17 protein-coding genes are annotated in these 19,666 nt (G+C 71.1%); 10 read left to right on the top strand and 7 right to left on the bottom strand.

Features of this window, described 5'->3' with window-relative positions; translation table 11 throughout:
- Positions 1–27: 27 nt before the first annotated feature.
- Together FVE25_RS37960 and FVE25_RS37955 are read right to left on the bottom strand one after the other, a co-directional pair.
- Positions 28–1,776, bottom strand: coding sequence for an acetyl/propionyl/methylcrotonyl-CoA carboxylase subunit alpha (locus tag FVE25_RS37960; RefSeq protein WP_157252331.1), 1,749 nt, complete (start codon positions 1,774–1,776; stop codon positions 28–30).
- A 50-nt stretch (positions 1,777–1,826) separates the two neighbouring features.
- Positions 1,827–2,546 (bottom strand): SDR family NAD(P)-dependent oxidoreductase, encoded by a 720-nt coding sequence (locus FVE25_RS37955; protein WP_157252330.1) that lies wholly within the window; start codon positions 2,544–2,546, stop codon positions 1,827–1,829.
- Between the two features lie 129 nt (positions 2,547–2,675).
- Here FVE25_RS37955 and FVE25_RS37950 point away from each other — a divergent pair, with 129 nt between their 5' ends.
- From FVE25_RS37950 to FVE25_RS37940, 3 genes are all read left to right on the top strand, one after another.
- Positions 2,676–2,948, top strand: a complete 273-nt coding sequence (locus tag FVE25_RS37950; RefSeq protein ID WP_157252329.1) for a WXG100 family type VII secretion target — start codon at positions 2,676–2,678, stop codon at positions 2,946–2,948.
- A gap of 78 nt (positions 2,949–3,026) precedes the next feature.
- Positions 3,027–4,160, top strand: coding sequence for a type VII secretion-associated serine protease mycosin (mycP, locus tag FVE25_RS37945; RefSeq protein ID WP_157252328.1), 1,134 nt, complete (start codon positions 3,027–3,029; stop codon positions 4,158–4,160).
- Positions 4,161–4,272: 112 nt separating this feature from the next.
- Positions 4,273–6,372, top strand: coding sequence for a serine/threonine protein kinase (locus FVE25_RS37940; RefSeq protein WP_157252327.1), 2,100 nt, complete (start codon positions 4,273–4,275; stop codon positions 6,370–6,372).
- A gap of 47 nt (positions 6,373–6,419) precedes the next feature.
- Here FVE25_RS37940 and FVE25_RS37935 read toward each other — a convergent pair whose 3' ends face one another.
- The 3 genes from FVE25_RS37935 to eccCa are packed head-to-tail and all read right to left on the bottom strand — an operon-like array spanning position 6,420 to position 11,881.
- Entirely contained in the window at positions 6,420–7,559 is a 1,140-nt protein-coding gene (locus tag FVE25_RS37935; RefSeq protein ID WP_181019850.1) for a transglycosylase SLT domain-containing protein, read from the bottom strand.
- Complete coding sequence (locus tag FVE25_RS54050) at positions 7,556–7,867, bottom strand: hypothetical protein (RefSeq protein ID WP_181019849.1); 312 nt, start codon at positions 7,865–7,867, stop codon at positions 7,556–7,558. The genes FVE25_RS37935 and FVE25_RS54050 overlap by 4 nt, the downstream gene beginning before the upstream one ends.
- Before the next feature lie 24 nt (positions 7,868–7,891).
- The gene (gene eccCa / locus FVE25_RS37930) at positions 7,892–11,881 is read right to left on the bottom strand and encodes a type VII secretion protein EccCa (RefSeq protein ID WP_157252325.1); all 3,990 of its coding nucleotides are present in this window, start codon (positions 11,879–11,881) and stop codon (positions 7,892–7,894) included.
- A gap of 154 nt (positions 11,882–12,035) precedes the next feature.
- On the opposite strand from eccCa, the gene eccD reads away from it, so the two are divergent.
- Together eccD and FVE25_RS37920 are read left to right on the top strand one after the other, a co-directional pair.
- The gene (gene eccD, locus FVE25_RS37925) at positions 12,036–13,445 is read left to right on the top strand and encodes a type VII secretion integral membrane protein EccD (protein WP_246268070.1); all 1,410 of its coding nucleotides are present in this window, start codon (positions 12,036–12,038) and stop codon (positions 13,443–13,445) included.
- A gap of 53 nt (positions 13,446–13,498) precedes the next feature.
- Entirely contained in the window at positions 13,499–13,942 is a 444-nt protein-coding gene (locus FVE25_RS37920; protein ID WP_157252324.1) for a YbaB/EbfC family nucleoid-associated protein, read from the top strand.
- Here the strand turns inward: FVE25_RS37920 and FVE25_RS37915 are convergent, their stop codons facing one another.
- Positions 13,943–14,608: a hypothetical protein gene (locus FVE25_RS37915; protein ID WP_157252323.1), complete on the bottom strand. Its 666-nt coding sequence runs from the start codon at positions 14,606–14,608 to the stop codon at positions 13,943–13,945.
- Positions 14,609–15,829, bottom strand: coding sequence for a hypothetical protein (locus FVE25_RS37910; protein WP_157252322.1), 1,221 nt, complete (start codon positions 15,827–15,829; stop codon positions 14,609–14,611).
- Positions 15,830–16,094: 265 nt separating this feature from the next.
- Here FVE25_RS37910 and FVE25_RS37905 point away from each other — a divergent pair, with 265 nt between their 5' ends.
- Genes FVE25_RS37905 through FVE25_RS37885 form a run of 5 tightly spaced genes read left to right on the top strand, consistent with a single transcriptional unit; the run spans position 16,095 to position 19,665 of the window.
- A complete protein-coding gene (locus FVE25_RS37905; protein ID WP_157252321.1) occupies positions 16,095–16,433 on the top strand; it encodes a WXG100 family type VII secretion target in 339 nt (112 codons plus the stop codon).
- A gap of 26 nt (positions 16,434–16,459) precedes the next feature.
- A complete protein-coding gene (locus tag FVE25_RS37900) occupies positions 16,460–16,771 on the top strand; it encodes a WXG100 family type VII secretion target (protein ID WP_157252320.1) in 312 nt (103 codons plus the stop codon).
- Positions 16,772–16,780: 9 nt separating this feature from the next.
- Entirely contained in the window at positions 16,781–17,173 is a 393-nt protein-coding gene (locus FVE25_RS37895) for a hypothetical protein (RefSeq protein ID WP_157252319.1), read from the top strand.
- 13 nt (positions 17,174–17,186) lie between these two features.
- Entirely contained in the window at positions 17,187–18,569 is a 1,383-nt protein-coding gene (locus FVE25_RS37890) for a hypothetical protein (protein WP_157252318.1), read from the top strand.
- A 22-nt stretch (positions 18,570–18,591) separates the two neighbouring features.
- Positions 18,592–19,665, top strand: a complete 1,074-nt coding sequence (locus FVE25_RS37885) for a type VII secretion target (RefSeq protein ID WP_157252317.1) — start codon at positions 18,592–18,594, stop codon at positions 19,663–19,665.
- The last annotated feature ends 1 nt before the right edge of the window (position 19,666 follow it).

The raw sequence follows: 19,666 nt of genomic DNA, 5'->3' as shown, positions 1-19,666 counted from the left end.
GGATGGGCGGAGGGAGGGCTTGGAGCCTCAGGCGTCCTTGATCTCGCAGATGGTCGCGCCCGCGGTGACGGTCTGCCCCACGGCCGCGGCCAGGCCGGTGATGGCGCCGGCCTTGTGGGCGGTCAGCGGCTGCTCCATCTTCATGGCCTCCAGCACCACGACCGTGTCGCCCTCCGCCACCGTGTCGCCGTCGGCGGCCACGACCTTGACGATCGTGCCCTGCATCGGGCTGACCAGCGCGTCGCCGCCGGCCGCCGCCTTCTTGGCCGCGCTGCCGCCGCGCTTGGGCGCCTTCGTGTTCGCCGCGGGCGTAGAAGCGCCCATGCCCAGCCCGGCGGGCAGGACCACCTCCAGGCGCTTGCCCCCCACCTCGACCGTCACCGACTCCCGGGCGGGCGCCTCGCCGCCGGCGACCTCGCCCGCGTAGGGCGGGATGGTGTTGTCGAACTCGGTCTCGATCCACCGGGTGTGGACGGCGAACGGCTCGGCGGTGAACGCCGGGTCCTCGACGATGGCCCGGTGGAAGGGGAGCACGGTCGGCATGCCGTCGATCTCGAACTCCGCCAGCGCCCGCCGCGAGCGCGCCAAGGCTTCGGTACGGCTGCGCCCGGTCACGATGAGCTTGGCCACCAGCGAGTCGAACGTCTGGGGCACGGTCGTCCCGGCCTCGTACCCGGAGTCGAGCCGCACGCCGGGCCCGGAGGGCGGGCGCAGCACGGTCAGGGTGCCCGGCGCGGGCAGGAAGTTGCGCCCGGCGTCCTCGGCGTTGATCCGGAACTCGAAGGAGTGCCCGCGCAGCGGCGGGTCGTCGTAGCCGAGCGGCTCGCCGTCGGCCACGCGGAACATCTCGCGGACCAGGTCGATGCCGGCGACCTCCTCGGTGACCGGGTGCTCGACCTGGAGCCGGGTGTTGACCTCGAGGAAGGAGATGGTGCCGTCCTGGCCGACGAGGAACTCGCAGGTGCCGGCGCCGGTGTATCCGGCCTCGCGCAGGATGGCCTTGGAGCTGGAGTAGAGCGTGGCGACCTGCTCCGGGGTGAGGAACGGGGCCGGGGCCTCCTCGACGAGCTTCTGGTGGCGGCGCTGCAGCGAGCAGTCGCGGGTGCTGACGACGACCACGTTGCCGTGGGCGTCGGCCAGGCACTGGGTCTCGACGTGGCGGGGGCGGTCGAGGTAGCGCTCCACGAAGCACTCGCCCCGGCCGAAGGCGGCCACGGCCTCGCGCACCGCGGACTCGTAGAGGTCGGGTACCTCCTCCAGGGTGCGGGCCACCTTGATGCCGCGCCCGCCGCCGCCGTACGCGGCCTTGATGGCGATCGGCAGCCCGTGCTCCTCGGCGAAGGCGACGACCTCCCCGACGCCGGAGACCGGGTCCTTGGTGCCGGCGACCAGCGGCGCGCCGACCTTGGCGGCGATGTGCCTGGCCCGCACCTTGTCGCCGAGCGCGGCGATCGCGGCCGGCGGCGGCCCGATCCAGGTCAGCCCGGCGTCGATGACGGCCTGGGCGAACTCGGCGTTCTCGGCCAGGAATCCGTAGCCGGGGTGGACGGCGTCGGCGCCGGACGCGGCGGCGATCCGCAGCAGCTTGGCGATGTCGAGGTAGGTCTCGGCAGGGGACTGCCCGCCCAGCGCGTAAGCCTCGTCGGCGGTCTTGACGTGCAGCGCGTCGAGATCCTGCTCGGCGTAGACGGCGACGCTGGCGATCCCCGCGTCCTTGCACGCGCGGGCCACCCGCACGGCGATCTCGCCTCGGTTGGCGATCAGAACCTTGTGCACCGACGTCTTTCCTTCCTCAACGAGCTGAAAGGGAGTTTATCGACCCGCCGTCACCTGCCGAGGTATGCGCCTCCGTTGACGTGCAGCACCTGCCCCGTGAGGTGCCGCGCACCGGGGGAGGCGAGAAAGAGTACGGTCTCCGTCACGTCGGCCGGCGTGGCGGGGCGGCCGTTGCGGGTGTTGACCACGCGGGCCTTGATGCCGTCCTCGGTCAGGCGGCCCTTGAAGAACTCGGTGTCCACGACGATGCCGGGGGCGACGACGTTGGCGGTGACGCCGCGTGGGCCGAGTTCGGCGGCCAGGTCGGCGGTCCACGACTCGATGGCGGCCTTGGCGGCGCCGTACGAGCCCGAGCCGGTGCCGCGGGCGGCGATGGAGCCGAGGGAGATGATCCGCCCGCCCTTGGTGAAGCGCGGCAGCAGGGCGGTGGTGACCAGGACGGCGGTCAGCAGGTTGGCGTTGAGGTTGGCCTGCCACGCCGCGGCCACGTCCGCGAGTTCGGTGGACGGTTCGCGGTCCAGGTTGGTGTTGCCGCCGGCGTTGTTGACGAGCACGTCGACGTGTTCGGGCAGGAGGGCGGCGGCTTCTCCGACCGCCGCGGGGTCGGCCGCGTCGAAGGCGAGGTAGGCGGCGCCGAGGTGCTCGGCGGCCGATTTCAGCACGTGTTCGCGCCGGCCGGTGATGGTGACGCGGTCGCCGAGCGCGATGAACCCGGCGGCGATCGCGTAGCCGATGCCGGTGCCACCGCCGGTCACCACAACGTCGCGCATGGGGACGATGCTCCTTTTCTTTAGAATAATCCTCTGGACGACCATAGCCGCTCGGTATAACTGGGGGCGATGGGCCTCCAGGATGCCTATGGTGAGGGCGCTCTCTCGTCGAGATCGCAGGAGGCATCCATGAGCCAGGGTCTGCTCGGTGGCAACCCCGCGGAAATGCAGCAGATGGCCACCCAGTTCACGCAGCAGTCGGAGACGGTGCGGGCCACGATGGCGGCGCTGGACCGCGAGGCGGCCAAGGTGGGCACGGCCTGGACGGGCCCGGGCGCCGAGCGCTTCAACGGCGCCTGGCAGACCTACCGCGCCTCCTTCCAGCGCATGGCCGAGGAACTCCAGGAGGCCGCCCGGGTGATCAACACCTACCGGGGCAACATCGAGTCCGCGACGCGCTGACCGATGAGGCCGCGTGCCGTGGCGCGCGGCCTCAGGTAACTGTTCCCGGCAAACCCGGGCAAGATAGGGTGCTTGACCGTGATCGGTCGAGTGCTGGCAGCGGGTGGGCTGGCCGTCGCATGCACGCTCTGGCCGGTGGCCGCCCATGCCGCCCCGCCCGAATGCGCGCCCGAGCGCGGCAAGGTGACGATCAGCAGCAACCTCTGGGCCCAGCAGCGTCTCGACATCCGCAGCGCCTGGCGGCTGACCGCGGGCAAGGGCGTCACCGTGGCCGTGATCGACAGCGGCGTGGACGTCAAGCACCCCCAGCTCAAGATCGCCGGCAAGGCGGACTTCTCGCGCACCACCAGCCGTGACTGCGAGGGCCACGGCACCGCGGTGGCGGGCATCATCGGCGCGCAGTTCCGCAACGACTTCCCCTTTTACGGCGTCGCGCCGCAGTCCAGGCTCCTGGCGCTCAAGCACGCCAACGGCAAGCGCGGTGACGTCGCCCACCTCGTCGAGGCGATCCAGTACGCGGCCAAGATCGGCGTGGACGTCATCAACATCTCCGCCCAGGCCGCCGACCAGCCGGATCTCAAGGCCGCCATCGACTACGCGCTGGCGCAGGACGTCGTCGTGGTGGCCGCGGCGGGCAACGCCGACAAGTCCGACGGCACCCCCGGTCCCGCCTACCCGGCCGCCTACGAGGGCGTCCTGTCGGTGGGCGCGCTGGCGCCCGACGGCCGCATCTCCGACTTCTCCAACACCGGGTCCAAGGTGTCGGTCGTCGCTCCCGGCCAGGGCCTGACCAGCACGTGGCCGGGCGGCACCTACAAGACCGACCTGCCGGGCACCAGCTTCGCCGCGCCGTACGTGGCGGGGGTGGCCGCGCTGGTGCGGGCGCGTTTCCCGGACCTCAACCAGGAGCAGGTACGGCGGCGCATCGAGGCGACGGCCGACGGCGGGCTGGGCACGGGCACCGGGACGGGCACGGTCAACCCGGTCGCGGCGGTCAGCACGATCCTGCCCGCGGAGGAGGTCGTGGTGGCGCCGCCGCGGCCGGAACCGCTCCCGCCCGGAGTCGTGGCCAAACGGCCGGAGCCGGACGAGCGGGCGATCACGGTCGCGGTCTGGGTGGGCGCGGGGGCGTTGGTCCTGGCCGGGGCGTTGGTGGCCGCGCGGGTGGTGATGCCCATGGGGCGGCGTCGGGGCTGGCGGCCCGGTTCCTGAAGATCTGGAGCCCTGACAGTGAAATGTCAGGATTTGGCGGGAAACCACTGATGCTTGTGGTGCGGATCTGGTTCAATGTTGCGGATCATGATTTGGTGTTGAAAGGACGACCGTGGATTCCTTGCGACCCGAGGACCCGCAGCAGTTAGGCGAATACACCGTCATGGGGCGCCTGGGCGAGGGCGCTCGCGGCGTCGTCTATATGGGCCGCGAGGCCGACGACGCCGAATTGCGCGTGATCAAGCTCTTCCCCGCCGTCGAGGAGGGGGACGAGGACGCGGTCCGCCGCCTGGGCGCGGGCAAGCGCCTGTCCAGCCCCTACGTCGCCCGCGTGTTCGCGACCGGCATGGCGGACGGCCGGCCGTACCTGGTGCGTGAGCACATCGAGGGACGCAGCCTCGCCGAGGTCGTCGCGGCCGACGGGCCCCTGGGCGGGGACGAGCTGGAGCGGCTGGCGATCGGCGTGCTCACCGCGCTGACGCCCATTCACCTCGCCGGGATGACGCACGGCGGGCTGACCCCCAACAACGTGATCATGGCTGCCGACGGGGTGCGGGTGACCGACCCCGCGGTGGGCGCGCCTGTGGGCGAGACGGGCTACCGCTCGCCCGAGCAGGTGCGCGAGCAGCCGTACAACCAATATGCCGACGTGTTCTCCTGGGGTGCGCTCGTGGCCTTCGCGGCCACCGGGCAGGCGCCCTTCGGCAACGAGGCTCAGGGCGTCCTGGAGGGCGTGACGCCGCTGGACGCGCTGCCCGGCAAGCTCAGGGACGTGGTCGCGGCCGCTCTGGCCAAGGAGCCGGGGCAGCGGCCGACCACGTATGCGGCGTTGCTGAAGCTCTTCGGGGACACCACGGCCGCGGACAACGCCGCGCCGCTGGAAGGCGTCCCGGTGCCGGGGGACGCCCTTGTCCGGCCGGTGCCCCCGCTCGAGGGCGTGCCGATCCAGAACGCGCCGCACGCCGGCTACCACCAGGGCGTCCCGGCCCAGAACGCGCCGCACGCCGTCTACCACGAGGGGCCGCCGGTCCAGCCGGCCGCGCCGATGTGGGGGGCGCCGGACGACGAGCGCTCCCACGTGCCGCCGCAGCAGATCTGGACCTCGCCCCCTGCCGCCCCGGCGCAGCCGCGCAAGCGGTTCCCCGTCGCGCTCGTGGCCGCGATGGCGGCGGTCCTGGTGCTGTCGGGCGTCGGGCTGTGGGGCGCCAACAAGTACGCCGGCACCCAGACCCTGAGCCCGGCCGCCGCGGAGGGGCAGGGCAAGACGAGCGCGGCCGAGGCCCAGCCGGAGCCCGGCGGCACGACGCTGGGCAACGGCGGGGAGCAGTCTCCGGCCGACCCCCAGTCGACCAGCGAGATCACGGTCCCGTGGGCGCAGACCCCGGACCCGCAGCAGGACCCGGTGCAGCCGTTCGAACTGCCCACCGAGGCGCAGTCGACCGGCCAGCCGCAGGTTCCCGAGCTGACCACGATCCCGACGCCGCCGACCGCGCTGCCCACGCAGCCGCAGGTCCCGACGCCGCCGGTCACGGTGACGATCACGCCGACCAGGGCGGAGAAGGAGAAGACGCCCTCGGAGAAGCCGAGCGACAAGAAGCGCGAGGAGCCGCACGAGACGCGCTCGCCGACCTCCACTCCGTCGCCGACGGTCACCGTCACCGTCACCCCGACTCCGACCCCCACCTCGACCCCCACGCCGACCCCGACTCCGACGCCGGCCCCCACGCAGACCCCGACGCCGACCCCGACCTCGGCGCCCACCCGGACTGCGACCCCGGCCCCCGCCCCGACGTCCACGCCGACTCGCTCGCTCAGCAAGGATCCGGAGCCGACGAAGAAGCCCACGGACAAGCCGTCGCCGACGCCCACCAAGCCCGCCCCGTCGCGGCCGAACCCGCACACGCCGACCTCGGCCTGCGGCTCCGGCTTCGCCGTACAGCGCTCGACCCCGCTCGACGGCGGCACGGTCTACCAGCTGTACAACAGCGGCACGGGCGAGAACTGCGTGGTCACCATGAAGACCGCGAACGTCGGGGTGAAGACGCCGGTGCGCGCCACGCTCGAGGTCCAGGGCGGTGAGTCCAAGAGCGACTCCGGTGACTTCGAGTACTACGCGGGCCCCGTGAAGCTCCAGGCGCGTGGTAAGTGCGTGCAGTACTCCGGCTCCGTCGGGTCGGCCACGGGCGGCCAGGGCTGGGGCAACTGCGGCTAGAACACCCGAAAGCTCCCTGACCCCCTGGGGCAGGGAGCTTTCGTGCGTCAGTAGGGCTTGTAGTCGCCGCCCCTCTCCAGCGAGTTGATGCCGGGGTGGTTGGCGAGATTGCCGTAGCGGTCGTAGGTGTACAGGACGCCCGCGATGATGTTGTCCACCGGCGCCAGAATGTCGTCATATCCGGCGAGCTTGTGCGCGTTGAACGTGGGCGGGATCGTCTGCATCAGGCCCTGGGACGGCACACCGTTCTGGGCGTTGATGTCCCAGTTGTTGATGGCCTTGGGGTTGCCCCCGGACTCGTGGTAGATGATCGTCCAGATCCGTTCGATGGCTACGGGGTCGTCCGGGTCCAGGTCGCTGACGTCGATGCCCCGCTCGGCCTTGATCTTCGCGGCGTTCGCCTTGATGATCGTCAGCGCTTCCTTGATCCAGGCGACCACCTCGGCCTTGGGCGCGGGCGCGCCGCCGCCGGCGCCCGGGGCGGCGCCGCCTCCGGGCGAACCGCTGCCGGAACCGGTGCCGTTTCCATTGCCGTAACCGGACAGGTTGGTGTTGCGGACCTCGCTCTTCGGCCGCCGCTGCCACTCGAGCTTGGTGCCGGGTTTGGGGGTGAAGTTCTGATCGCCCGGCTTGTTGGTCGCGGCGAACGTGATCTCCCGGTCGCCGAGAGCCTTGCGGACCGCGGCCTCCGCCTTGTCGACGGCGTCGGCGGCCTCCGTCACCAGCGGGTCAGCGTCCTTGTTGGCCTGGCTGACGATGTCCGTGACCCCGGGCTTGATCTGGGCCTCGGTGGCTCCCGGGTTCTCCTTCTTGTACCGGGTGCGGTACTCGTTGGCCCGGGTGACGGTGTTGGTGTAGAGGGTGTTGAGCTTGCCCTGGGCGGTCTCCAGGGCGGTGGCCGCCGTGTCCAGGGCGTTGGCGCCGCCGGCCAGCGCGTCGTGCAGCTCGTCGCCGGCCCTGCTGTACACCGCCATGTACTTCGAGAAGGCGTCGGCGGAGACGCCGTGCCAGGCTCCGGTGACCTGGTTGACGGCGCGGCTGAGCGCGCCGGTGTGATCGACGAGGTTGCCGGCGGCGGTGCGCCAGTGGGTGGCGAGGAGCCGGATCGCCGCGGGGTTGCCGGTGACCTTGTTGCGTTTCTCCGCCAGGGCGGTGATCCCCGGCATGCTGTCCTCGGTCTCGCTCATTGGGGCGTGTCGGCCTTCCTGAGGTTGGTCTCGACCTGGTCGATGGCGCGTTCGACGCCCTGCAGGTTGGATTTGACGAGGCCGAGCTCGTCGCCCAGTTCCTTCCACACGCCGTCGACGGCGGTGGCCAGGGTGCCGGACTTGGCCAGCTTGCCGAAGATGCTGGAGTCGGTGGTCGGGCCGGGCGCCTTGACCGGCTTCTTGGGGTCGTTCGTGATGGCGTCGGAGACGTTCATCCCCGACGCGGCCTTTCTGCATGCTGTGCGGAAATCGTCGAACGCGTCGTAGTAGACGTCCACTCCTGCCACGCGTCGCCCCCCTTTTCTCTCTGGCTACTCTGAAGGTTCCTGGTCGGCGGGCAGGAAGGCGGTCTGCGAGAGGCGGGCGCCGTTGCGCCGGTCCACGAAGTACCCGCGGCCCGGCGGCAGCGGGTGCGCCCGCACGTTGCCGAACAGGATGCCCTCGTCCTTGTTGCCCGACAGGATGACCGCCGGGCTGGCCATGTCCTTGACCTTGGTGATGATCGGGTCGAACATCGACCGGCTGATGCCGCCCATCTGGCGGGCCATCACCAGGTGCAGCCCGATGTCGCGCGCCTGCGGCAGCAGGTCGGCCAGCGGCGCCAGCGGGTTGGACGAGGTGGCCACCAGGTCGTAGTCGTCGACCACGATGTACAGGTCGGAGCCCTGCCACCAGTCGCGGGCGCGGAGCTGCTCGGGCGTGAGGTCGGCGGGCGGCAGCCGCTTGAGCAGTGCCGCGCGCGCGTTGTTGACGAGGTCGGCGGCGGCCGCGCTGGAGGCGGCGTAGCCGATGCGGTTCTCGGTCACGGCGGAGTCCAGCAGCGCCCGCCGGTAGTCGATGACGATCATCATCGCCTCGCGGGGGGTCTGCCGGGCCACCAGGCCCTCCATGATGACCCGCAGCAGGTTGGACTTCCCGCTCTCGGTGTCGCCCACCACGATGAAGTGCGGGTCGGCGTCGAAGTCCAGCACGACCGGCGACAACGACGCCTCGTCGATCGCGATCGGGATGCGCCGCGGCCCGGTCTCCTCCGGTCCGGGCAGCGTGCCGGCCGGCAGCAGCGCGGGCAGCAGCCGTACGGCGGGCGCGGGGTCGCCCCGCCAGGCGTCCTTGACCGCCTGCACCAGCGCGCGCACGCCGCCGGAGAGGTCCTCGGTGTCCTGCGCGCCGTCGATGCGCGGCAGCGCCGACAGGAAGTGCAGCCCCTCGCGGGTGAGCCCGCGCCCCGGCACCCCTTCCGGGACGGCCAGCGCCGCCTTCCTGTTCACCTCGGACTCGTACGGGTCGCCCAGCTTGAGCTCGACCCTGGTGCCGAAGAGGTCCCGGATGCCGGGCCGGAACTCCGACCACTTGTTCGTGGCCGCCACGACGTGGATGCCGTAGCCCAGGCCGCGCGCCGCCAGGTCGGTGATCACGCCCTCGATGGCCTCGAACTCCTGCCTGACCGTGAGCCAGCCGTCCACGACCAGGAAGATGTCCCCCCAGCCGTCGCCTTGGATCTTGCCTTCGGCCATGAGCCGCCGGTAGGCGGCGATGGAGTCGATGCCCTGCTCGGCGAAGCGGCGCTCACGCTCCTGGAGGACGCCGGCGATCTCGGCGACGGTCCTGCGCACCCGGTCGGCGTCCAGGCGGGTGGCGATGCTGCCGACGTGGGGCAGGCCGTCGAGGGAGGCCAGCGAGCCGCCGCCGAAGTCCAGGCAGTAGAACTGCACTTCCTTCGGCGTGTGGGTGAGCGCCATGCTGGTGACCAGCGTGCGCAGCACCGTGCTCTTGCCGCTCTGGGTGCCGCCGGCCACCCCGATGTGGCCCGCCGCGCCGGACAGGTCCACCCAGAACGGGTCGCGACGCTGCTCGAACGGCTTGTCGATGATGCCCACGACCGCGTTCAACCGGCCGCGGCCCGGCCAGCCGGGGGTGGTCAGCCCGTGCGCCTGGGTGATGGACAGCGGGGGCAGCAGATGGTTGAGCGCCAGCGGCTCGGCCAGCGGCGGCAGCCAGATCCGGTGGGCGGGCGGGCCCTGGCCCTCCAGCTTGCCCACGACGATGTCCAGGAGGCTGACCTGCGGCCCTTCCTGTTTGTCCGTTTCGGGCTTCTCCGTCACCTGTTCCACGATCGGCAGGGGCACGTGGGCCGGGCCGTACTCGACGACCTCCCGCACGATGCCGCCGCCCTCGCCGGTGGTGGAGTGCAGCGGGTCGGGCTCGTAGGCGCCGGAGACGTAGGCGGCCTTGAAGCGGGTCATGCCCGAGGTGTCGAACTTCAGGTACCCGTTGCCCGGCGCGGACGGCAGCTCGTAGGCGTCGGCCACGCCGAGCACCACGCGGCTTTCCATGGCCGAGAACGTGCGCAGGCCGATCCGGTACGACAGGTGGGTGTCCAGGCCGCGCAACCGGCCTTCTTCCAGGCGCTGGGAGGCCAGCAGGAGGTGCACGCCGAGCGACCGGCCCAGGCGGCCGATCATGACGAACAGCTCGATGAACTCCGGCTTGGCGGTCAGCAGCTCGCTGAACTCGTCCAGCACCACGAACAGCGTCGGCATCGGCGCCAGGTCGGCGCCCTGCTCGCGGGCGCGCTCGTAGTCGCGCAGCGAGGCGTAATTGCCCGCGGCGCGCAGCAGTTCCTGGCGGCGCACCATTTCGCCGTGCAGCGCGTCGTGCATGCGGTCCACGAGCGGGAGCTCGTCCTCGAGGTTGGTGATGACCGCGGAGACGTGGGAGAGCGTCTCCAGCCCGAGGAAGGTCGCGCCGCCCTTGAAGTCGACCAGGACGAAGTTGAGGATCTCGGAGGAGTGGGTGAGCGCCATGCCGAGCACGAGCGTGCGCAGCAGCTCACTCTTGCCGGAGCCGGTCGCGCCGATGACCAGCCCGTGCGGTCCCATGCCGCCCTGGGCGGACTCCTTGATGTCCAGCTCCACGATGCGGCCGTCGGCGCCGAGCCCGATGGGCACGCGCAGCCGGTTGCGCCCGGCGCGCGGCCGCCAGACCACGGCCGGGTCGATGCGGGTGGGGTCGCCGACGCCGAGCAGGTCGGTGAGCGAGGTGTTGACCGAGAGCACGTCCTGCGCCTCGGAGCCCTTGCCCGTCGACAGCCGCAGCGGCGCGAGCTGCCGGGCGACGCCCTCGGCCCGCAGGTAGTCGAGCTTGTCCGGGTCGCCCAGGCGGGTCGTGCTCTCCTTGCCCGCGTGGTCGATCTTGACCATGTGGAAGCCGTCCGGCTGGATGTCGAGCCGGAGCATGCTCTTCTCCTGCACGAGCCCGGTCGAGTCCGACAGATCCACCACGGTCACGCCCTGGATGGCGTCCATGCCGAGCTGGGAGTCGTGCGGCACCAGCCCGTCGTCGACGATCAGCAGATGGTACGGCAGAGCGTCGGCGACCGCCCCGGGCTTGAACCGGGGCCGTTCCTTGAGCTCGCCGCCGAGCAGCCGGTCGAGCTCGCCGAGGTTCTCGGCCATGAGGCGCACGGGGCCCGCCGCGTCGGCCTCGTCCGGGTGCAGCGCGTGCGGCAGCCACTTGATCCAGTCCCAGCGGGCCATGCGCTCGGGGCTGGCGCAGACCATGATGCGCATGTCGTCGGGCGCGTGGAAGGTGGCCAGCTGGCACACCAGCGCGCGGACCAGGCCGCGGATGGAGGCGTCGTCGCCCCTCAGCTTGATCCTGGCGAAGGAGCCGAGGGCGACGGCGACCGGGAGTTCGGCGACGGTGGAGTGGGCGCGCACGAAGCGGCGCAGCGCGCCGGCCGCCAGGGCGTCGAGGTCCTCGACCGGTTTGGAGTCCGGTGGGATGAGCTGGATGGCCAGCTTCTGCACGCCGGTGCCGAGCCGTACCGTGCCGAAGTCGTTGTCGCGGGGGCGGCGTTCCCACAGGCGCGCGCCGAGGGCGATCCACCACAGCGTGCTGGGGTCGGGGCTGCCCCATTCGAGCGCCTCGCGCTGCTGCTTGGCGGCTCTGCGCGCCTTCCTGCGCACCTGGGCCAGGTAGCGGAAGTAGTCGCGGCGCTCGCCGTTGAGGCGATATTTGCGCTCGCCCGCCTGGCGGCCCATCTGGCCGATGGTGACGCCGACCATGGAGAAGGCGAACAGGCCGCTGGCCACGTACATGATCGGGTTGGACTGTCCGCCCGCGGTGAACATGAGGCCCATCGCCGCGGCGCCGGCGACCATGGGCAGGTAGGTGAGGACCATCATGAAGCCCTGGCCCTGGACCTCGGGGATCTCGGGCGGCGACTCGAGCAGCACCTCGCCCCGTGGAGGTGCGGGAGGGGGACGCCGCTCCGGCCGCCGGACGATGACGTTACCCACCGTAAAACCCTCCCGTTAGATGGTTTGACTTTCTTACCAGATCGCCCGCCCGATATGTTGCAGGTTGTCGGTGGTATCCCCGGGACGAGGGAGTGCATCTGTGAGGCCGCTGGCTCAAGGCATGCAGGGGCCGATAGGGATACAACAGGGGCCGATGCAGCAGGGGGCGCTCGCCCAGGCGCCTGCTCCGCCCCAGCCGTTGTGCCACGTGACGATCGTGGGCCCGCGCAGAAAAGCCGATCTCGCGCTGCCCGCGGACATCCCGCTGCCGCACGTGCTGCCGGGACTGCTGCGCGCGCTCGGCGAGATCGGCGGGGAGAACGCCGCCGGGCCGGGCTGGGTGCTGCAGCGCCTCGGCGGCACGCCGTTCGACCTCAGCCAGAGCCTGGGCACGCTCGGCGTGCTCGACGGCGAGATCCTCTACCTGCGCCCCCGCGAGGCCGTCCTGCCCCCGGCCCTCTACGACGACGTGGCCGACGTGATCGCCACCGGCGTCTCAGAGGGCCCCAGCCGCTGGACGCCCAAGCACGCGCGCGCCCTCGGCCTGGGCGGCGCCGTCGCCCTGCTGGCGGCCGGCGCGCTCAACCTCGTGCTGATCGGCCCGCCGTGGGGCGTCACCGCCATCGTGGCGGGCGTCTTCGCCCTGCTGCTCGTGATCACCGGCACGATCATGTCCCGCGCCGTGGGCGACTCCAAGGCGGGCGTGGCCATCGCCCACGTGGCCCTGCCGTACGCGTTTCTGGCGGGGCTGCTGGCGCCGGCGGGCGAGGTCGGCATCTTCGCGTTGGGGGCGCCCAGCCTGCTGGCCGCGCTCGCCTGCACGGCGCTCGCGGCCACCTTCGGCGGCACTCTGGTCGCCGACGGCGTCCCCGGATTCCTGGGTACGGCTGTCGCCGCGGTCACCGGGGCCATCGGCGCCGGCGTGATCATGGTGTTCGGCGGCTCGCCCTCCGGGGTCGCGGCGGTGGCGGCGACGCTCCTGCTGGCGCTGAGCCCGCTGATCCCCGCCCTGGCCTTCCGGCTGGCCCGGCTGCCGCTGCCGGCGATGCCGACCACCGCGGAGGAGTTGCGCGCCGACAACCAGCGCCTCGACAGCGTCGCCCTGCTGGCCCGCACCCGCCACGCGCAGAACTACGTGACCGGGATGGTCATCGCCATCTGCATGGTCGTCTCCGGGGCCCAGGTGTTCCTGGTCCTCGACGGCGGCTGGATCGCGCTGGTCATGACGCTGACGCTGTCGCTCACCCTGTTCATGCGCGCCCGCGTGCTGACCGGGCTCGGGCAGCGGCTCTGGCTCATCGGCGCCGGGTTCGGCGGGCTGGCGATGCTGGCCACCACGCTGACCGTGCGAGGCAACGCGCTGGTGGCGATCGGGGTCGGCATGGGGCTGCTGTGGATCGCGCTGCTGGCCGTGGGCATGGGCGTGTGGCTGCCGGCCGGGCGCCCCTCGCCGTTCTGGGGGCGGGCCGCCGACATCGTGGACATCATGCTGATCGTGCAGTTGTTCCCGCTGGCGCTCGGGGTGCTGGAGGTCTATACCTGGGTGCGCGGATTGTCCGGCTAGTCCGTTGCAGTGAGTTTTTTCTGGACATCTTCGAGCGAGATCGGAGCGGGGACGTGCAAGGATTCGGGGACTTCGCCGACATCGACGTCGACAAGCTTCTCAAGACGGCGGACGAGCAGTTCGCCAAGATGGGCGAGTTGCAGAAGGCGCTCGAGGACGTCGTCGGCCGGGCCACGGACGAGGACGGACTGGTCACCGCCGGGTACTCGGCGGCCGGCCTGGCCGAGCTGGAACTCCACCCCAAGGCGATGCGGCTGAGCTCCGGCGAACTGGCCGAGAAGATCAAGGAAGTGATCCGGGCCGCGAACGACGACCTCCAGAACCAGGTCGGCGCCGCCATGAGCGAGGCGTACGGCGAGGAGGACAACCCGATGCGCATGCTCAAGGACCCCGAGTCCGTGCTGGAGCCGCTCAAGAACGTCGAGGCCGACTACAACCGGACCTTCGAGAACGTCATGACCGAACTCGACGCGATCCGGCGGCGCCTCAACCTCTGACTACGCCTGGACGGGCTTCTCCTTCGCCTTGCCGAGGGCGTCGTCGATCGACGAGCGCTGGAGGTAGGCGGAAGCGGCCAAGGTGATGAGGGTGGCCAGCGACGTCGCGGCTACCGCCTTGCTGCCCAGCGCTTTGGTGACCACCGCGTGGACGCTCATGAGGATCTTCGCGGAGGCGGCGCTGCCGGCGAAGAACCCGGCCGGTCCGGTGAGCCGGGAGAGCTGCGCGATCAGGGCCGCCGACGCCAGCGCCGTGGCCGCGGAGATGCTGAGGTAGGCGCCGGCGGTGGAGATCGTGGACAGGCCGCCGCACCCGTCCGCGATGGCCTTGAACACCGCCTGGACCTCCTTGGTGCTGGTCGTCACCGCAGATGCCTCTTTGTCGTAGGCCGACTTGTCGTCGGCGGCCCACGACTCGGGCGGGGTGATGCCCTTGGCCTCGTCCAGCGCCTCGACGACCTTCTGGATCTGCCCGGAGGTCTTCTCCCAATTGGCCCTGACCTCGCCGATGCGCTCGGGCGACGAGGCCATCGCCATGATCGTCAAGGGGATGGCCGGGGCGGTCTTCCAGCTCACCCGTCCCAAGGGGTTGGGGGTGGCGAGCAGGGCGACGGCGGTCGCGCTCATGCCGGCCGCGGTGATGTACAGGGTCAGGCCGGTGTCCACCTACGGCGTTCCCTTCTTGTTGGCGTCCTCGGCGGCTTCCCAGTTCTTCGCCGAGTCCTGGAGCTTCTTGGTCCACTTCTGGAGCCTGGTGATGCGCTGTGCCAGGTAGTTCACGGCATCGCTGCGGAAGCCCTCGTGGGCCGAGCCCACCGGGGCGGCGGCGGCGCCGAAGATGAACATGCTCGCGTGGTTGCCGTTCGCGGACTCGTGGGTGGAGTTCAGCTTGGGGAGGGCCTCCTTGTCCATGTAGGTGCTGAGGTCCCTGATCGAGCTGAAGCGGACGGTTCTGGTGTTGATGTCCGGCGTCCGGGGTGGCGGATCGTCCTTGCCCTCGGGCTTGGTCCCCGGGCCGGTGCCGGTGCCGGGGCCCGGGAGGGACGGGCCGCCACCGCCACCGCCGCTCGGTGAACCGCCGCCACCGCTCGGCGGCGAGGGGACGTCCGGGATCTTGGGGGTCTCGGTGCCGGGCGGCTCGGTTCCAGGGGGCTTGGTGCCGTCCTCGGGCGGTTTGGTGCCGTCGTCCGGGGGTTTCGTGCCGTCTTCTGGAGGCTTGGTCCCGTCCTCAGGTGGCTTGGTCCCGTCCTCGGGGGGTTTCGTCCCGTCCTCGGGTGGCTTGGTGCCGTCGTCTGGGGGTTTGGTGCTGTCGTCCGGGGGCTTGGTGCCGTCTCCGGGGTTTCCCGGGCTTCCCGGGTCTCCGGGGTTGCCGGTGTCTCCGGGGTTCCCGGGGTCGCCTGGCTGGTTGCCGCCGGGGTCGCCGTCGCCCGGCCGGCCGTCGTTGTTCTGGTCGCCGTCCTGGGGGCCGTCGACCTTGCCGTCCTCCACGTCGTCGCCCTGCCCGTCGGCCGGGCCCGCGGTGTCGGGGATCTCGCCGTCGTCGGCCGGGTCCGAGGGGTCGCCGGGTGTGCCCGAGTCCCCGTCGGGGCCGGAGTCCTGGGCGGTCTCGTCGCCGGGGGCGGTCCGGTCGGAGTCCTCCCATGCCGGATCGCCGGGCGCGGGCTGCGGGTCCACCCAGCCGGGCTCGCCGTCGCCCTCGCCGCCGTTCTCGCTGTCCGAGGCGGCGTTCACGGGGGTGATTTGGGCCTCGGGTGAGCCGGGATTTGTGCCTGTCTCCGTCACGGGGCCGAAGCCTGTGCCCGCCGAGGCCGCGAGGTCGCCCCGGTCGGTGGCCACGGTGGCGGATCCCCAGTTGAGGAGGCTGTCCAGGCTCTGTGGATCGCTCAACGCACCCTCCTCCGAATGATCGCCAAGATTAGCCGAGCGCCCCGAAGGATGTCATGAACCCCGCTCATTTAGGACTGATCACTAAGTTTCGTGACATCGCCTGCAGAAAACCTGTCAAACCTGGCATGTACCTGAACTGCGGGTTTACCCACTATCCACGCAAGCGCGACCGGTTCGTGATATTTACCGTTGTGGCGTGTGTTGCGCCTGATGGTTGTTGTGCCGTTTGATAGCCGTTACGGGGATCACTAGCGGGAGGAACCAGATGAGCTTCTTCGGGGTGGATGACGCCCTCGTGCAGACCGCCGCGCAGGACGTCGTGGTCAGCGCGGAGGCTGTCAAGAAGATGCGCGGCGACGTGGTGACCGAGGTCGCCGAGCTGCGCGCGACCGGATGGCTGGGCGAGGCCGCCGCGGCCTTCGAGAAGGCCATGAACGACTGGGACCGGCTGATGGCCGACGTCGAGAACGACCTGCGTGGCATCGCCCAGAACATGGACGCCAACGCCAAGACCTACGCCGCCGCCCGTGAAGAGGCCAGGCAGCAGGTCAACGTCATCGACTCGCTGATCAACCTCGGCGAGTTCGACAAGGTCAACCGATAGCCGCCAGAGCTTAGGAAGGACACGGGATGGCCGACCTCACCGGTACCTACACCAAGGTCAACTTCGCGCAGATGGAGCGCGTGACCACGCAGTTCCTGCGCATCATCACCGCGCTGGACAAGGAGACCGACGACCTCATGAAGAACCTGGAGGCCAAGCTGGGCGCCTCCTGGGAGGGTCCGGTCAAGGAGTACTTCGAAGGTCACCGCCGCCTGTGGGACCAGAAGGAAAAGGAAATGGCCGCCAAGCTGGGCGAGGCCCGCAAGGCGCTGGGCATCGCCTCGGAGAACTACCAGGCGGCCGAGGCCCGCAACCGCGCCATGTGGGAAACCCCGTAAGGGCTGCCCATGGCGATCGTTGTCAGGGAAGACTGGCCCGGCGTTCAGCCGAAGGCCGGAGTGCTCGAGTATGACGTCGCGGAGATGCGGCGGATCGCCGGCGAGCTGGAGAAGGCCCTCGAACCGCTCAAGGGCGTGGGCGCGGGCAGCCTCGACTCGCTGAACAACTGTTTCCAGCTCGGCAGTCGCGAGATGGGCGAATGGCAGGCCGCGTCGGATCTGGCCCACAGCGTGGGCACCGGCGGCCCCGGTGGCCCATCCCCCGGCAAGGAGGGCAGGGGCGCCCGCCTTGGCGTGGTCTTCGACATGCTCGTCACCCACTACGCGGACGTGGTGAAGGCGATTCGCGCCTCCGCCGACATCTACGAGAAGCACGATCCAAACGGGGTTCGCAAAGCCTAGGGGGAAGGTCACTGTGACGAAATCGGGCTCGCTGCCCATTCGCGATCCGGCGCGGCAGCCGCAGAACGTCCCGGTCTCCAATTCCGCCGAGGAGATCAAGAAGTGGCTTGAAGCGACGAGCCCCACGGCCGTGACGGCGGCGGCGCAGACGTATGCGAACGCCGCCAAGGCCATCGACACGCTGGTCAACGCGCTGCCCGGCCTGGCCGGGCAGCTGGCCGGCGTGTGGACCAGCGACTCCTCGCCCACGGCGCAGCGCGCGCTGCAGATGCTCCACGCCACCGGCGCGGAGCTGTCGTTCAAGATGCAGCTGCTGTCCACGGCGCTGAAGACGTACGGCGAGGTCCACCTGCCCGAGGCGCGCAGGAAGATCTCGCAGGTGGAGATGCCGGAGAAGGACGCGCCGCCCCCGCCGGCGAAGTCCGAGTCGCCGGTGGTCACGACCACCCCCAAGCCGCCCTCGTCGGCGCCGCCGACCTCGACGTCCACGCCGAAGCCCGAGCCCGGCCGGGCGCCGAAGCCGCCGGACGACCCGGCGGCGCGCAACCGGGAGGCTCAGCAGATCCTCCAGACCCTCAACGGGCAGATCGTCACCCTATGGACCACCGACGTGCCGGTCGCCGTCGAGTACGAGCTGCCCGAGGTCTCCCTGCCCGGCGATCTCGGGGGCGGCCGGCCGTACACGCTGCCGACGGGCGGGCCGTACCAGAGCATTTTCGGGGAGGACGGACCGGGGTCGAGGAACGACCCGGGCGGCGGCCACAACCTCCCGGGCGGCGGCGACAACGGCGGCCGGCCGGGGAATCCCGGCGACAACAAGCCGGGCGGGCCGGACGCGACGAACCCGGATAAGCCGGGTGGGCCGGACGACAAGCCCGGCGGGGACCAGCCCGGTGGCGATCAGCCCGGCGGTGACCAGCCGGGTGGCGAGAAGCCCGGGGACGGCACGCAGCAGCCGCCGGCGCCGGGTGGGCAGCGGCCCGGGGACGGGACCGCGCCGCCGGTGATCGGCGCCGAGAACCCCACGACCACGACCCCGGACGTGCGCGACCCGCGCGCGACCGAGACCTCCAGCGTGCCGCCCACGATCACGACGCCGACGATGACGACGCCCACGACCACGCCCTTCACCCCGACGGTCACCACCCCGGCCCCGACCACGGGCCTGCCGCCCGGCACGCCGGCCGTGATCGGCGGCTCCGGCGCGATGGGCGGCCAGGGAACGCCGGCGGGCGGCCTGGCGGCCAGGTCGAACGCGATGGGCATGATGCCGTTCATGCCGCTGGGCGGGGCGGCGGGACCCGAGGGCGAGGATCACGAGCGCACGACGTACCTGTCCGAGGACAGGGACGCCTGGTCGGCCCATCACGAGGTCACCACGCCCGTGATCGACTGACGGGCACGAGAAGAGGCGATCGATGACCGACGAGTACAACCGGATCCAGCAGCTGTTGTCCGGCGCCGGCGGGACGATGGCGCAAGCCGGGTCCGGCGTGCAGTTCGAGAAGGGCAAGCTGGAGTCCAACGCCAAGTCGCTGGCGTCCGACGCCGCCAAGGCCGGCAACCTGGCCACCAGGACCGGCGGCATCCACATCTCCATGCCTAGCTTCGGCGTGGTCGGCATGTCCACGGACACCGCGCACTCGCAGGCCCGCGACGCGCAGCAGAACGCCATGATGACGGCCAAGCGGGCGATCGCCTCCTGGGAGAACGCGCTCGGGGTGGCCGACGCCAGGTACAAGGCGTCGGACGAGACCCCGGCGCCCGAGTTCGGCGGTGACAAGGGCGGCGTGCCCGCCGGGTTCAAGCCGCCGGGCGGCGGTGGCATCCCGGGGCTCGACGGGCCGGGCATGAACGGCGGGCCGAAGACGGACCTGCCCAAGTTCGACGACCCGAACCTGAAGAACCCCGACATCCCACACCCCAAGGTCCCAGACCCCAACGATCTGCCGAAATATCCGGATACGCCGAAGGTTCCGTCTCCCAACGTCCCGAATCCCAACGTTCCCAGCCCGGACTTCAAGACGCCGCAGTATCCGGACCCCCGGTTCCCCGACCCGTCGGCCAACATGCCCGACGTCAAGAACCCGGCCATGCCGGACCCGTCGGCGTACGACCCGACCAAGACCGACCTGTCGTTCTTCGACCCGAGGACCGTCCAGCCCCAGGGCCTCAACACGGTCAACCCGGTCAACCCCGCCGACCCGATCCGCTCCTCCTCCACGGGTCCGGGCACCGGCTCGTACACCGGTGGCGGCGGCACGGGCGTCGGCGGCGGCGTCGGTGGGGCCGGAGGCGTGCCCCGCCTGCCCGGCGGCGTCAACGGCATGAACGGCATGCCGATGATGCCCATGATGCCGATGGGCGGCGCCGGTGGAGCCGGTGACAAGGAGCGGGAAGGCGAGGGCTCGGACCTCCTCCGCGCGGAGGACGGTGTCTGGGACGGCGACGAGGACATCGCGCCGGCCGTACTGAACCACGAGGACGTCTGAG

The organism is Nonomuraea typhae, from assembly GCF_009760925.1.
Taxonomy (GTDB): Bacteria; Actinomycetota; Actinomycetes; order Streptosporangiales; family Streptosporangiaceae; genus Nonomuraea; species Nonomuraea typhae.
Note: the sequence above shows the minus strand (reverse complement) of the source record. Positions and strands in the feature narration are given on the sequence as shown.